A 13077-nucleotide genomic window follows, 5' to 3' on the forward strand; every position below is an offset into this window, starting at 1 on the left:
CGCCGTGACAGCGCCCCCCCGGCGCCCGGTGGCCCCCCCCGGCCGCCCGGACCTGGGGCCGCCCGGGGCCCGGGGGGTGGGCGCGGGGCCCCGGGAGGTGGGTCACTTGGACTCGGCGAACCAGCCGCGCAGCATGGTGGCGACCTCGTCCGGGCGCTCGCTGACCATCTCCGAGATCTCGCCGCGGACCTTCTCCCGCTGCGCGGACTCCAGCCGGGCCTGCTGGTCGTCGAGCTCGGGGTCGCGGATGCTCTCGACCTGGATCCGCGCCTGCTCCAGCGCGTCCACCTCGTCGTCGAACTCCTCGTACTCCTCGCGGTTGCGGCGGGAGCGGAGCCAGACGACGAGCACCAGGAGGGCGATGCCCAGCGCGATGCCGCCGGTCTTGATCATCGACCACATGGCGGCGGTCTTCTCGGCCTCCTCCGCGGCGGCGAGGTCCGCGGCCGCCTGGTCGGCGGCCGTGGTGTCGAACGGCATCGCAGCGACGGTGATGGCGTCACCGCGGGCGACGTCGAGACCGACGGCGTTGCCGACCAGCTGCTGGATTGCGGCCTGGTCGGCGGCGATGCCGGCGTCCATGACCACCGAGACGGTGAGCCGGTTGACCGTGCCAGGGGCCCCGGTGATGGTCTCCACCGTCTTGTCCACGGCGTTGTTCGAGGTGGTCGACTCCTTCTCGTACGTCGACTCGCCCTGGCCGTTGACCGCGAGGTCCTCGGCGCCGAGCACGCCACCGACGGCCCCGCCCGTCCCGGTGTAGTTCTCCGTGGTGGTCGACTCCGACAGCGCCGGGGTGCCCTCGTTGTACTGGTAGCTCTCGGTGGTGGTGTCCCGCTTGGAGAAGTCCAGGTCGGCGCGGACCTTCACCACGGCCTTGCCGGGGCCGGCGACGGTGTTGAGGATCTGCTGGGCGTTGTCGGCCAGCCGGGCCTCGTAGGTCTGCTCCATCTCGGTGCGGGCGTCGCCCCCGGCGCCGGTGACCTCGCCGGCGGCGGAGAGCACCGCGCCGTTCGAGTCGGCGACGGTCACGCCCTCCGGGGCCATGCCCTGGACGCTGGAGGAGACCAGGTGGGTGACCGCCTGGATCTGCTCGCCGGACAGGGAGGTGCCGGGCTTGAGGTCCAGCAGCACCGAGGCGGTCGGCTCGCCCTCGTCGGTGGCGAACACCTCGTCCTTGGGCAGCGCCACGTGCACCACCGCGGTCCGCACGCCGCTGATCGACTTCAGCGTGCTGGACAGCTCGCCCTCCAGCGCGCGCTGGTAGGAGATCTGCTGCTGGAACTCGCTGGTGGTGATGCCCTGCTCGTCCAGCAGCGCGTAGCCGGTCTCGTTCCCGGCCGGCAGGCCCTGGCCGCTCATCGCCAGCCGCAGGTCGTACACCTTGTCCTGCGCCACCATGATCGTCTGACCGCCGTCTGCGAGCTGGTAGGCCGCGCCCTGGGCGTTCAGCTCCTCGACGATCGCCGAGGCGTCGGTGGAGGAGAGGTTGCTGAACAACGGCGACATGGTGGGCGCGGTGATCCAGCGGGTGAAGAAGAAGCCGCCGAGGAGCAGCCCGGCCAGCAGCAGACCGATGACGATCTTCTGGCCGAGGCTGATCGTCGTCAGCATCGAGCGGACCCGCTCCAGCGGGCCGGCGAGGGCGGCGGGCATCAGATCTGCATCCTCATGATCTCGGTGAACGCGGCCACCGCGGAGTTCTTCAGCGTCACCACGGTGTCGGTGGCGAGCCGCGCCTCAGCGCTGGCGATCATGTAGTCGTGGGCGTCCTGCAGGTCGCCGGTGGCGGCCTGCAGGGCCAGGGAGTCCGCGGTCGACTGCACGGCCTGCAGGTTGTCCACGGCACCGGTCAGGACGGCGGCGAACCCGCCGGCCCCGTTGGTCGACGGGACGGCGGCGGTCGAGGCGATGCCGGCGGTACCGGTCAGCTCCTGGACACCGGTGGCCGCGGCGGTGGGCATGCCGAAGGAGATCGGTCCGATGGGGGAGGTCACGGTCAGCCCTTCCCGAGCTGCAGGGCCTGCTGGTAGGCCGACGTGGCGCGTTCGATGGTGGCCAGGTTGGCCTGGTAGCCGCGCTGGGCCATCAGCAGCTGGGTCATCTGCTCGCCCAGGTCGATGTCGGGGTAGCGGACGTAGCCCTCGCCGTCGGCCAGCGGGTTGTCCGGCTCGTAGACCATCCGGCCCTCGGCGCTGCCGAGTTCGGTCCGGGCCACCCGCACGCCGCCCTCGCCGGAGCCGTACTGCACGGCCTCGGCGACGATCATGCGTTCCTGGAAGGCGTCCTCGCCGGCCGGGCGGACGGTGTTGATGTTGGCCATGTTGTCCGCGACGGCGTCCATCCACTTGCGGTGGACGAACAGCGACGAACCGCCGATGCGCAGGGTGTCGAAGACACTCATCACTGCGTCCGCAGGGCCGAGCGCAGCAGCGCGTACTTGCCGTCGAGGGCGTTGATCGCGAGCTGGTAGCGCAGGCCGGTCTCCTGGGCGATCACCGTCTCGGTGTCCAGGTTGACGTTGTTGCCGTCCATCCGGGTCGGGTCCATCGACCGGGTCACGGAGCCCTGCCCGACCCGGGCGGCCTCTCCGTTGGCGATCTCGGTCCGCAGGGTGGACTCGAAGTCCACCCTGCCGGCGAGGTAGCCCGGCGTCTGGAGGTTGGCGATGTTGTCGGCGGTCACCCGCTGGCGCTGCTGCAGGCCGGTGAGCGAGGCGTGCAGCGCCGTCATGGTCGAGTCGGTGATCACCGGACGTCCAGCGTGGAGCGACGGAGCACGAGATACCTCCGGGTACGGCGGGTCGCGCGGGCAGGGGCTCCTGCGCGCGTGAAGGGGTCGCCGATCCGTGGCGGGGTGGTGCATTCCGTGCACCAGGGTCATCGGCAGCCGCGGCGGCCGAGATGACCACGTGCACTCGATCGTGCAACTCCAGTCACAGAATGCACACGTCCCCCGGGGCAGAAATGGTCATTTCTGCCCCGGGGGACGGGGGAGGTGCGTGGGGTGGTGGAGGTCAGAGGGCCCGGTCGATGAAGGAGGCGACCGGGCGTGACGGTGCATAGCTCATCCGGGCGGCGACGTCGCGCTGCTTCTGCGACTGGGTGATCCGCTCGACGAGGGCCTCGGCGACGGCCAGCTGGTGCTGCAGCAGCCGGGCGGCGCGCTCCCGCAGGTCGTCCGGGAGCGGGCCCAGGTTGCTCGGCGGGATCCAGTCCGTGGACCGCCGCCCCCAGGCCGCGATCTCCTCGGCCCGGCCCCGCGCGAGGGTCTCCTCGGCGTCCTGCACGTCGCCTTCCAGCGCGTCGAGCACCGCGGGCCAGTTGCGGGCCTCGTCCACCAGCGCGGGGAAGTCCCCCACCCGGTTGCGGGCGGGGCCGTCGCCCGCCCGGTCGCCGATCATGCGGGTGCGGACGCGAGGGAGGCCGCGGCCTCCCGCCAGGCGTCCCGCAACGGCTCGACGACCTTGCGGCAGTCCCCGACGCGGCGCAGGTCGCCCTTGACGGCGGCCCGGCCGAGCTCGGCGATCAGCCAGTTGTAGAGCGCGGCCAGCCGGGGCGCACCCTCCCAGGCGTCGACCTGCAGGCTCTCCAGCAGGCCGAAGACGACGTCCTGGGCGTGCTGCAACTGCTCCTGTGCCGCCTCCCGGTCGCCGTTCTCCAGGGCGGTCTGACCGCGCTCGAGGTCCAGGGCGAGGCGGTCGTACAGCATCACGAGCAGCCGCTGCGGGGAAGCGGTGGTGACCGTGTCGCCCAGGTAGCGGGCGCGGAGGGAAGCGGTGCTCATCGGTTCGGGGCTCCAGGGGAAGACGCGGCAGCGGGGTCAGGACTACTTGGAGGAGGAGGACCAGGAGGGCAGCCCGGCGATCTGCGAGGTGAGCCAGGACGCCTGGTTCTGCATCGTGCTCAGCGCGGTCTCCATCGCGGTGAACTGCCGGGTCAGCGTCGTCTTGCGCAGCTCGAGCCGGACGTCCCAGGCGGCGATCCGGTCCTGGAGGTCCCGGGCGAGGTTGTCCCCGCTCTTGGCGAGCAGCACCAGTGACCCGGTCGTGCTGTCGCTGGCGCCCTTGGCCAGCACCTCGAGCTGGGCGGCGAAGCCGACGGGTGAGGTGACGTCGTCGGCGTTGCCGCTGATCCCGTCGGTGCCGGCGCTGACGATCTTCTTCTCGGTGAGCAACGTCTTCACCCCGGCCGGGTCGCTGGTCAGCGCAGTGGTGAACGCGGCCTTGTCGAAGGTGAGCTGGCCGTCGCGGGTCAGCTCGATGCCGACCGTCGACGCCGACTTCCCGCCGACGGCGCTGGACACGATGCTGAGGATCTGGGTCGAGAGACCGCGCAGCGTGCTGTCGCCCTTGAGGACCGCCGAGGTGCTCTCCGCGTCGGTGTAGGAGGAGACCGCCGAGAGCAGCGAGTTGGCTGCGTCGACCAGGCTCTGCACCTTGGTGGCGGTCGCGTCCGGGTCCTTGGCCACCGTGACCGTGGCCGCGGCGTCCTTCTTGCTGACCGTGAAGGTGGTCCCGGGGAGCACGTCGGTGAACGTGTTCGTCGACGACGTCACGTCGTAGCCGGTGGTCGCGTCCCCGACCCGGAGCTTCGCGTCGGTGCCGGTGGTGAGCGTCGAGACCGGGACGTCGCCGGAGACGGTGAAGACGCCGCCGGCGCCCGATGTCTTGGACGTGAGCTGGAGCCGGACGCCGTTGCCCGTGTTGACCGCGACGGCCGTCACCCCGGCGGTGGAGTCGTTGATGGCCTTGACGGCGTCGTTGACCGTCTGGCCGGCGGTCAGCGTGACGTCGACCCCGCCGATCGTGAGCGTGGTCGGTCCGCTGGCGTTCAGGGCGGTGTCGGCCGTGGCCCAGCTGCCGTTGCTGTAGACGGAGTGGGTGGCCGCCAGGCTCGTGACGGTGAAGCTCAGCGACCCGGTGGCCGCGCCGGCCGAGGCGGAGGCGGTCACGGAGGTGTCCGAGCTGCTCGCCTTGGTCGTGGTCCAGGCGGTGTCCGCGGTGAGCGCGGCTGCGGCGGTGCGCAGGGCGTCGAACCGGGTGTTGACCGCGCGGTAGGCGGCGGCGTCGGCCTGCGTGGCGGACAGCTGCTGCTTGAGCAGCGTCTGCGGGTTCGCCTCGACCTGCATCAGCTGGGTGATCATGGTGCTGTAGTCGATGCCCGAGATGAGGCCCGTGCTCACGCTCATGCCTGCCATGCCGGTGCCTCCGTCGTTCGGGGATCAGGGGTGGAGCACCAGTGAGGGGGGAGGCCCGAGGGCCTCCCCCCTCACCGGGTGTTCAGGTGGTGCGGGTGGATCAGCCCAGCAGCTTCAGGATGCCCTGCGGCGCCTGGTTGGCCTGGGCCAGCATCGCGGTGCCGGCCTGGGTCAGGATCTGCGTGCGGGTGAAGTTGGTCATCTCCTGAGCCATGTCCGTGTCGCGGATCCGGCTCTCCGACGCCGACAGGTTCTCGACGGCGACGTTGAGGTTGTTGACCGTGTGCTCGAACCGGTTCTGGATGGCACCCAGGTCGGCGCGAGTGGTGGAGACCGCCTTGATGGCCTCGTCGATCAGGCCGATCGCCTCGGAGGCGCCCGAGGCGGCGGTGAAGGACACCGTCGCGTCGGCCAGCTGCTGGGCGGTCGGGGCGGCGCCCGGGTCACTGCCGGTGAGGACCAGTCCGGTGCCGTTCGATGCGGTCACCGTGCCGGTGCCAAACGTCGAGTCGAGTGCGTTCTGCAGCTGCTTGATCTGGTCGGCGACATCGACGGTGCCGCTTGCGTCAGTGTCGGCGGTGGCGTCGAACTTGATCGAGGCCAGGTCCAGGCTCTTGCCGTTGTAGGAGACCGAACCGTTCAGGTCAGCGAAGCTGGCCGTGGTGAAGGCCGCATTCCCGATGGTGAGGGTCGACTCCGTGTTGGCCGCCGCCGCCGTCGCCCCCGAGGAGGTGGTCCCGCCGGTGGAGGCCGCAGAGACGTCGACGCCGTCGACGCCCAGGCCCTGGGCGCCCATGGCGGTGCCGATGCTGACGCCGATGGTCTCCCCGGCGTTGGCACCGACCTGGAAGGCGGTGTTGTAGTTGCCGTCCAGGAGCTGCTTGCCGTTGAAGTTCGTCGTGGACGCGATGCGGTCCAGCTCGGACTTGAGCTGCCCGATCTCGGACTGGATGTTCTTCTTGGCGTCGCCGTTCAGGGAGCCCTCGTTGGAGGCCTGGACGGACAGGTCGCGCATGCGCTGCAGGATCTTGTGCGTCTCGGTGAGCGCACCTTCAGCGGTCTGCACGACCGAGATGCCGTCCTGGGTGTTGCGGACGGCGACCTTCAGGCCACCGATCTGCGAGCGGAGGCCCTCGGAGATGGCCAGACCCGCTGCGTCGTCGGCGGCGCGGTTGATGCGGAAGCCGGAGGAGAGCTTCTCCAGCGACTTGCTCATCTGGCTGTCGGTGACCGACAGGTTGCGGTACGAGTTCATCGCCGCGATGTTGTTGTTGACGCTCAGACCCATGATGTTCCTCCGTGGACGTGGGTTTCAGGATTCCGCTGCATCCGTGCTGCGGGGTGTTGCACTGCCAGGATCGGCGGGTGCCGAGCCGGTCTTGACCTGAAACGGGAACGAACTTCCGAAGGCCTCAGGAGGGCCCGAGCGGGCGCGCCGACGGTCGGCGCAGCAGTGAGGGGGGAGGCCGGGGCTCCCCCCTCACTGGGTGCTGCTCAGGAAGTGCGGGTGGATCAGCCCAGCAGACGCAGGATCCCCTGCGGCGCCTGGTTGGCCTGGGCCAGCATCGCGGTGCCGGCCTGGGTCAGGATCTGGGCGCGGGTGAAGTTGGTCATCTCCGAGGCCATGTCCGTGTCGCGGATCCGGCTCTCCGACGCGGTCAGGTTCTCGACGGCGACGTTGAGGTTGTTGACCGTGTGCTCGAACCGGTTCTGGATGGCACCCAGGTCGGCGCGGGTGGTGGAGACCGTCTTGATGGCGTCGTCGATCTTGCCGATGGCGACCGAGGCGCCCGAGGCGGCGGTGAAGGTCACCGTCGCGTCGGCCAGCTGCTGGGCGGTCGGGTCGGTGCCGGGGTCGGTGCCGGTGATGACCAGCCCCGTGCCGTTGGCGGCGGAGACCGCACTGGTGCCATCGGCGTTCTTGCCGAAGGTCGCGGTCAGGGCGGTGTTCAGCGTGGCGAGCCGGGTGGTGGCGTTGTCATCCTGGCCGTACTTCACCGAGGCCAGGTCGAGGCTCTTGCCGTTGTAGGAGATCGACCCGTTGAGGGCGTCGAACCCTTCGGCGTCGAGGGCGGCGTTGCTGAGGGTGACGTTCGAGGGAGTCCCGTCAGCAGCCGCGGTCGGCGTGCCGACGACGGCGGTGCCGCCGGTGGCAGGCGCCGACACGTCGACGCCCTCGACCCCGAGGCCCTGGGCGCCCATGTTGGTGCCGATGCTGACGCCGATGGTCTCCCCGGCGTTGGCACCGACCTGGAAGCTGGTGTTGTACTTGCCGTCCAGCAGGCTCTTGCCGTTGAAGTTGGTCGTGGACGCGATGCGGTCCAGCTCGGACTTGAGCTGGCCGATCTCGGACTGGATGTTCTTCTTGGCGTCGCCGTTCAGGGAGCCCTCGTTGGAGGCCTGGACGGACAGGTCGCGCATGCGCTGCAGGATCTTGTGCGTCTCGGTGAGCGCACCTTCCGCGGTCTGCACGACCGAGATGCCGTCCTGGGTGTTGCGGACGGCGACCTTTACGCCACCGATCTGCGAGCGGAGGCCCTCGGAGATGGCCAGGCCCGCTGCGTCGTCGGCGGCGCGGTTGATGCGGAAGCCGGAGGAGAGCTTCTCCAGCGACTTGCTCATCTGGCTGTCGGTGACCGACAGGTTGCGGTACGAGTTCAGCGCCGCGATGTTGTTGTTCACGGTCAGACCCATGAGGGGCTCCTCCTTGACGGGGTGGCCGCGGCATCCGTGCCGCGGTCGTTGCTCCCCTGTCAACGGACCGGCCCGGTGGGTCCTTGAGGCCCGGCCGGCGGTGTCCCCCCATCGGGTGGGTGACCGGTCCGGTCAGCTCAGCAGCTGCAGCACCCCGCGGGCGCTCTGGTTGGCCTGGGCGAGCATCGCGGTGCCGGCCTGGGTCAGGATCGACGTCCGGCTCAGGGCGGTCGTCTCCGCGGCGAGGTCGGCGTCGCGGATGCGGCTCTCCGATGCCGCGGTGTTGTCGATCGCCACCCCGAGCTTGGCGATGTTGTGCTCGAACCGGTTCTGCACCGCGCCCAGCCCGGCGCGGACGGTCGACACCTGACCGATCGCCGCGTCGATCACCGCGATCGCGTCCGGTGCGCCGCCGGCCGTCACGTCCACCCCGGACACCCCCAGGCCGGCGGCGGACACGGAGGAGCCGAGGTCCACGGAGATCGTGTGACCCACGTCGGCCCCGACCTGGAACACCGTCCGGTAGCTGCCGTCCAGCAACGTCCTGCCGTTGAAGGAGGTCGTGCCGGCGATCCGGTCGAGCTCGGCGGTCAGCTGCCCGATCTCGGTCTGGACGTTCGCCCGGGCCGCGTCGTCCACGCCGCCGGCGTTCGCCGCCTGGACGGCGAGGTCCCGCATCCGGTGCAGGATCGACTGGCTCTCGGTGAGCGCACCCTCGGCGGTCCGCAGCACCGAGATGCCGTCCTGGGTGTTCCGCAACGCGACCTTGAGGCCGCCGATCTGGGTGCGCAGGCCCTCGGAGATCCCGAGGCTGGCGGCGTCGTCGGCGGCTCGGTTGATCCGCTGGCCGGAGGACAGCCGCTCCACGGAGGTGACCAGTTGCCGGTCGGCGACCGACAGGGCGCGATGGGCGTTCAGCCCGGGGATGTTGCCGTTGACGACGAGGCTCAAGGGACCCTCCGGGGACCGAGCGCGGCGAGGAGGCCCACCGCAGGGTGCGGTGGGCCTCCTCTCCTACGGTCCGCCCGGTCCGGTGTTGACCCGAAACGGGTGAGGTCCTTGGTGCGGCTGTGACTCGGCCGCCGCGGATCAGGCCGGCTGGGCGGTCGGCTCGTGCTCGGGCGCCTGCCACCCGTACCGCTGGCGCACCCGGGCGGCGGGCACCGGTGCGTGGGCCGGCGGGGCGGCCGGCGCGGGCACCCGGGCCGGGGTCGCCGGGGGAGCGGTGGGCCGCGGTGCGGGGACCGGCGGCCGGACCACGTTCCGCCCGGCGGCCTGGGCTGCGGCGACGCGGTCGACGTAGGCGCGCTGCTGGTTGCGGGCGCGCACCCCGCCGTCGGCCGGTACGGGCGTGTCGTCCCAGATCTCGCTCATCGCGGCGTGCAGCAGGGTCAGCGCGCGGGCACGCATCTGGGAGACCCGGGAGAGCGTCACACCCAGCGAGTCGGCGATGTCGGTCAGCGACTCGTCGCCGAAGAAGTTCCGCTCGACGACCTCGTCGAGGCGGTCGGGCAGCGCGCGGATCGCCTCGTGCAGGTGCCGGCCCCGCTCGGCGCGCAGCAGCGCCCGCTCGGGGGAGTCGCCGGTGTCGGGCAGGTCCAGGGAGGTGCCGTCGCCACCGGTCTCGGCGTCGATGCTCACCATCACGGCGCGGTGCACGTCGACCTGCAGCGAGTCCAGCTCGGCGCGGCCGACGCCCAGGCTGGCTGCGAGCTCCGCGCGCGTCGGTGGCCGGCCGAGGCTCATGGTGAGCGCGTCCGCAGCGGCGTCGGTGCGCCGGGCGGCGGCCCGGACCGAGCGGCTGGCCCAGTCCCCGGAGCGAAGCTCGTCGAGGACGGCGCCCTGCAGCCGGGGCAGCGCGTAGGTGGCGAAGGTGGCGCCGGCCGTCGGGTCGAACCGGCGGGCCACCTCGACCAGCGCCACGCGGGCGCAGGCCTGCAGGTCCTCGCGGCTGACGTGGCTGGGCAGGGAGATGCGCGAGGCCACCGCGTTCACCGCGAAGTGCGTCAGCGGCAGATGGGTGGTCACCAGTGCGTCGACGTCGGGGTGTCGGCGTTCGCCCCCGGTGACGGGGGTGGGGCTGGCTGCGGTCACGTCGTCTCTCTCGGCGGACCGGAGCCGGTCCGGGACCGGGTGCGCACGGATTTCTGTGCGGCCGTGCTGCTCGGCTTGACCGCGCGCCGGGCCGTGCCGATGGGAGTGGCGTCGGCACGCCCCGCCCGGGCGCGTGCCGCAGACGGACACGACGACGAGGAAGGCGGCCGGCATGGACCACCAGCACCTGTCGACGTTGCTGTGGCGGGAGCACGAGCTCCTGGACCTGCTGCTGTTCAAGGCGGAGGAGAAGCAGTACCTGATCCTCACGGGGAAGAGCCGCTGGCTGCCCCGCATCGCCCACGAGATCGAGGTCGTCCTGGAGCAGCTGCGCACCCTCGAGGTGGAGCGCGCTGCGGCGACCGAGCAGATCGCCGGGCGGCTGGGGCTGGAGGCCAACCCCTCCCTGCGCCAGCTGGCCGACTCCGCGCCGGCGCCGTGGAACGACCTCTACGCCAAGCACCACGAGGCGCTGCTGACGCTCGTCACCGAGCTGCGCAGCCTCTCCGACGCGAACAAGGAGCTGATCGAGAGTGGGTTGTCGGTGATCGGCGACGCGCTGCTGTCCTCCCGCACCGGGACGCAGTCCGGGACGTACACCCAGAACGGCCGCACCGCGGGCAACGCCTACCGCTCGGTGACCCTGGACGGTGCGATGTGAGCACGTTCTCGGGACTCAACACCGCGACGTCGGCGCTGTGGGCGCAGCAGCGCGGCCTGGACGTCACCGGCCAGAACATCGCCAACGTCAACACCGAGGGCTACAGCCGCCAGCGCGCGGAGCTGCAGTCGGTGGGCGGCAACCCGGTGCCGGCGATCTGGTCGGTCAGCAAGGACGTCGGCCAGGGCGTCAACGCCGACACGGTGATCCGCATCCGGGACGCCTTCCTCGAGGCCCGCGCCCAGGCCGAGAGTGGCAAGACCGCCTCGATGGCCGTGCACGACACCACCCTGGCGCAGATCGAGCAGGCGTTCCGGGAGCCGGGCGAGACCGGCATCCAGGCCAAGCTCACCGACGTGTTCAGGTCGTGGGGCGACCTGGCGAGCAACCCGACCGAGGACGGCGCCCGGACCGCGGTGCTGCAGAAGACCGCCACCCTGGTCGCCGAGTTCCACACCACCGACGCCGCCCTGGACAAGGCCTGGACGCAGACCCGGGGCGCGCTCGACGTGCTGGCCGACGACGTCAACACCACCATCGCGCAGGTGGCCGAGCTCAACACCGCGATCAAGAAGGCCACCCAGTCCGGGTTGCCGAGCAACGAGCTGGCCGACAAGCGGGACGCCCTGGTGCTGCAGCTGTCCCAGTCGATCGGCGCGACCTCCTCGAAGGGCGACTTCGGCACCGTCGACGTCGCGGTGGGCGGGGCGACCCTCATCTCCGGGAGCTCCTCCACCGGCGTGCGGGTCGTCGGCACCGCGGACCCGCTGGAGGCGACGACGACGCCCCCGCGGCTGGTCACCGACCCCGGTGGCACGACGCTGCACGCGGGCGGGACCGCCGGCGGACAGCTCACCGCGCTGCGCGACACGATCCCCGCCTACCGCGAGCGGCTGGACGGCGTCGCCCAGAAGCTGGCCGACGAGTTCAACGCGGCGCACACCACCGGTGTCGACAAGACCGGCGCCCGCGGCGGTGCCCTGTTCGACGACGGCGCGGGCGCCACGACCGGCATCACGGCCGCGACGCTCCGCCTCGCGATCACCAGCACCGACCGGCTCGCCGCAGCGGACCTGGGCACGGAGGGCACGCCGAGCACGGACAACCGCAACGCCATGGCCATCGCCAGGCTGCAGAACTCGGCGGACGGTACGGCGGTCGGCTACCGGCAGCTGATCGTGAAGCTGGGCGTGGAGGCGTCGGTGGCCACCGGCAACCTGAAGACCCAGACGGTGGTCGCCAGCCAGGTGGACGCCTCCCGGGAGTCGGTCTCCGGGGTGAACCTCGACGAGGAGATGACGAACATGCTCCGCTTCCAGCACGCCTACTCGGCGGCGGCCCGCATGATCACCGCGATCGACGAGACGCTCGACGTGCTGATCAACCGCACCGGCCGCGTGGGGCTGTGACCCGATGAGGATCACGCACAAGGCGGTCGTCACGACCAGCCTCCAGGGGCTGAACCGGAACATGGACGCCATCCAGAAGCTGCAGCAGCAGCTGACCTCCGGCAAGGCGATCAACAAGCCCTCGGACGACCCGGCCGGCACCAACGCCGCGATCATCGCGCGGCAGGAGCTCGCGACCGCGACCCAGCACGCCCGCAACATCACCGACGGCATGGGCTTCCTGGACGCCACCGACTCCACCCTGCAGAACATGATTGCGCAGGTGCAGAAGGTCCGGGACCTGACCGTCAAGGGGCTCAACGACGGCGCCAGCTCGGAGAGCTCACGGGCAGCGATCGCCACGGAGGTCGCCGGCATCCGGGAGAGCCTGCTGGGCCTCGCCAACCGCACCGTGCAGAACCGGCCCATCTTCGGCGGGATCACCGCCGGGACCACCGCGTACGACGTCACCACCGGCACCTACGTCGGCAACGGGGGCGGGGAGACCCCGATCAACCGGCAGGTCTCCGACGCCGACGTCATCCGCATCGACATCACCGGGCCGGAGGCGTTCGGCGTGACCGATCCCGCGACGGGGCAACGCGACCTGTTCACGATCATCGGGGACATCGCCCGTGACGTCGGGCCGGACCCGGCGGCGCTGGAGGGCCACCTGGCCGCCCTCGACGGGGCGCTCAGGGACATGCTCAAGGTCACCGCGGACATCGGGACGCGCACCTCACGGCTGGAGACCGCCAAGCAGGTCAACACCGACCTGCAGCTGTCGCTGACCAGCCGCTCGGCCGACATCGAGAACATCGACCTGGCCAAGACCATCATGAACCTGCAGATGCAGCAGACCGGTTACGAGGCGGCGCTGTCCGCCACCGCGAAGGCGATCCAGCCCTCGTTGCTGGACTTCCTGCGCTGATCAGGGGCGGTCGGGTGCCGTACCGGTGCCCGACCTGCCGAGAAGGGAAGTGCAGGGCGCCGCGCGGCGGCGTCCCGCCCCGCACCGCGGGGCGAGCCACGGATGGCACC

14 protein-coding genes are annotated in these 13077 nt (G+C 71.2%); 3 read left to right on the forward strand and 11 right to left on the reverse strand.

Features of this window, described 5'->3' with window-relative positions; translation table 11 throughout:
* Positions 1 to 102: 102 nt before the first annotated feature.
* The 11 genes from fliF to ACI79A_RS11070 form a co-directional block, all read right to left on the reverse strand.
* Entirely contained in the window at positions 103 to 1656 is a 1554-nt protein-coding gene (fliF, locus tag ACI79A_RS11020; protein WP_457082972.1) for a flagellar basal-body MS-ring/collar protein FliF, read from the reverse strand.
* The gene (locus ACI79A_RS11025) at positions 1656 to 1997 is read right to left on the reverse strand and encodes a flagellar hook-basal body complex protein FliE (protein ID WP_457082974.1); all 342 of its coding nucleotides are present in this window, start codon (positions 1995 to 1997) and stop codon (positions 1656 to 1658) included. Before ACI79A_RS11025 ends, fliF begins: the two co-directional genes overlap by 1 nt.
* A 2-nt stretch (positions 1998 to 1999) precedes the next feature.
* Entirely contained in the window at positions 2000 to 2404 is a 405-nt protein-coding gene (locus ACI79A_RS11030) for a flagellar basal body rod protein FlgC (RefSeq protein WP_457082976.1), read from the reverse strand.
* Positions 2404 to 2751 carry a flagellar basal body rod protein FlgB gene (locus ACI79A_RS11035; RefSeq protein WP_457082978.1) on the reverse strand — a complete coding sequence of 116 codons (348 nt, stop codon included), beginning with the start codon at positions 2749 to 2751 and terminating at the stop codon, positions 2404 to 2406. Before ACI79A_RS11035 ends, ACI79A_RS11030 begins: the two co-directional genes overlap by 1 nt.
* Positions 2752 to 3016: 265 nt before the next feature.
* Entirely contained in the window at positions 3017 to 3403 is a 387-nt protein-coding gene (locus ACI79A_RS11040) for a hypothetical protein (RefSeq protein ID WP_457082981.1), read from the reverse strand.
* Complete coding sequence (gene fliS / locus ACI79A_RS11045; protein ID WP_457082983.1) at positions 3400 to 3786, reverse strand: flagellar export chaperone FliS; 387 nt, start codon at positions 3784 to 3786, stop codon at positions 3400 to 3402. Before fliS ends, ACI79A_RS11040 begins: the two co-directional genes overlap by 4 nt.
* Positions 3787 to 3828: 42 nt before the next feature.
* Positions 3829 to 5190 carry a flagellar filament capping protein FliD gene (gene fliD, locus ACI79A_RS11050; protein WP_457082985.1) on the reverse strand — a complete coding sequence of 454 codons (1362 nt, stop codon included), beginning with the start codon at positions 5188 to 5190 and terminating at the stop codon, positions 3829 to 3831.
* A 109-nt stretch (positions 5191 to 5299) separates the two neighbouring features.
* On the reverse strand, positions 5300 to 6487 hold the full coding sequence (locus ACI79A_RS11055) for a flagellin N-terminal helical domain-containing protein (protein WP_457082987.1): 1188 nt from the start codon (positions 6485 to 6487) through the stop codon (positions 5300 to 5302).
* Between the two features lie 224 nt (positions 6488 to 6711).
* Positions 6712 to 7893: a flagellin N-terminal helical domain-containing protein gene (locus tag ACI79A_RS11060; protein WP_457082989.1), complete on the reverse strand. Its 1182-nt coding sequence runs from the start codon at positions 7891 to 7893 to the stop codon at positions 6712 to 6714.
* 132 nt (positions 7894 to 8025) lie between these two features.
* On the reverse strand, positions 8026 to 8844 hold the full coding sequence (locus tag ACI79A_RS11065) for a flagellin N-terminal helical domain-containing protein (protein WP_457082991.1): 819 nt from the start codon (positions 8842 to 8844) through the stop codon (positions 8026 to 8028).
* Positions 8845 to 8982: 138 nt separating this feature from the next.
* Complete coding sequence (locus ACI79A_RS11070) at positions 8983 to 9987, reverse strand: sigma-70 family RNA polymerase sigma factor (protein ID WP_457082993.1); 1005 nt, start codon at positions 9985 to 9987, stop codon at positions 8983 to 8985.
* A gap of 133 nt (positions 9988 to 10120) precedes the next feature.
* On the opposite strand from ACI79A_RS11070, the gene ACI79A_RS11075 reads away from it, so the two are divergent.
* The 3 genes from ACI79A_RS11075 to flgL are packed head-to-tail and all read left to right on the forward strand — an operon-like array spanning position 10121 to position 12967.
* Positions 10121 to 10648, forward strand: a complete 528-nt coding sequence (locus ACI79A_RS11075) for a flagellar protein FlgN (protein WP_457082995.1) — start codon at positions 10121 to 10123, stop codon at positions 10646 to 10648.
* Complete coding sequence (gene flgK, locus ACI79A_RS11080; RefSeq protein WP_457082997.1) at positions 10645 to 12057, forward strand: flagellar hook-associated protein FlgK; 1413 nt, start codon at positions 10645 to 10647, stop codon at positions 12055 to 12057. Before ACI79A_RS11075 ends, flgK begins: the two co-directional genes overlap by 4 nt.
* A gap of 4 nt (positions 12058 to 12061) precedes the next feature.
* The gene (gene flgL / locus ACI79A_RS11085) at positions 12062 to 12967 is read left to right on the forward strand and encodes a flagellar hook-associated protein FlgL (RefSeq protein ID WP_457082999.1); all 906 of its coding nucleotides are present in this window, start codon (positions 12062 to 12064) and stop codon (positions 12965 to 12967) included.
* Positions 12968 to 13077 lie beyond the last annotated feature (110 nt).

This window comes from Modestobacter sp. SYSU DS0657, from assembly GCF_054050925.1.

Excerpts from the sequence above, each read along its gene's own strand:
- fliF (WP_457082972.1), bottom strand. The coding sequence starts at position 1,656 with ATGCCCGCCGCCCTCGCCGGCCCGCTGGAGCGGGTCCGCTCGATGCTG.
- ACI79A_RS11030 (WP_457082976.1), bottom strand. The coding sequence starts at position 2,404 with ATGAGTGTCTTCGACACCCTGCGCATCGGCGGTTCGTCGCTGTTCGTC.
- ACI79A_RS11040 (WP_457082981.1), bottom strand. The coding sequence starts at position 3,403 with ATGATCGGCGACCGGGCGGGCGACGGCCCCGCCCGCAACCGGGTGGGG.
- fliS (WP_457082983.1), bottom strand. The coding sequence starts at position 3,786 with ATGAGCACCGCTTCCCTCCGCGCCCGCTACCTGGGCGACACGGTCACC.
- fliD (WP_457082985.1), bottom strand. The coding sequence starts at position 5,190 with ATGAGCGTGAGCACGGGCCTCATCTCGGGCATCGACTACAGCACCATG.
- ACI79A_RS11055 (WP_457082987.1), bottom strand. The coding sequence starts at position 6,487 with ATGGGTCTGAGCGTCAACAACAACATCGCGGCGATGAACTCGTACCGC.
- ACI79A_RS11060 (WP_457082989.1), bottom strand. The coding sequence starts at position 7,893 with ATGGGTCTGACCGTGAACAACAACATCGCGGCGCTGAACTCGTACCGC.
- flgL (WP_457082999.1), top strand. The coding sequence starts at position 12,062 with ATGAGGATCACGCACAAGGCGGTCGTCACGACCAGCCTCCAGGGGCTG.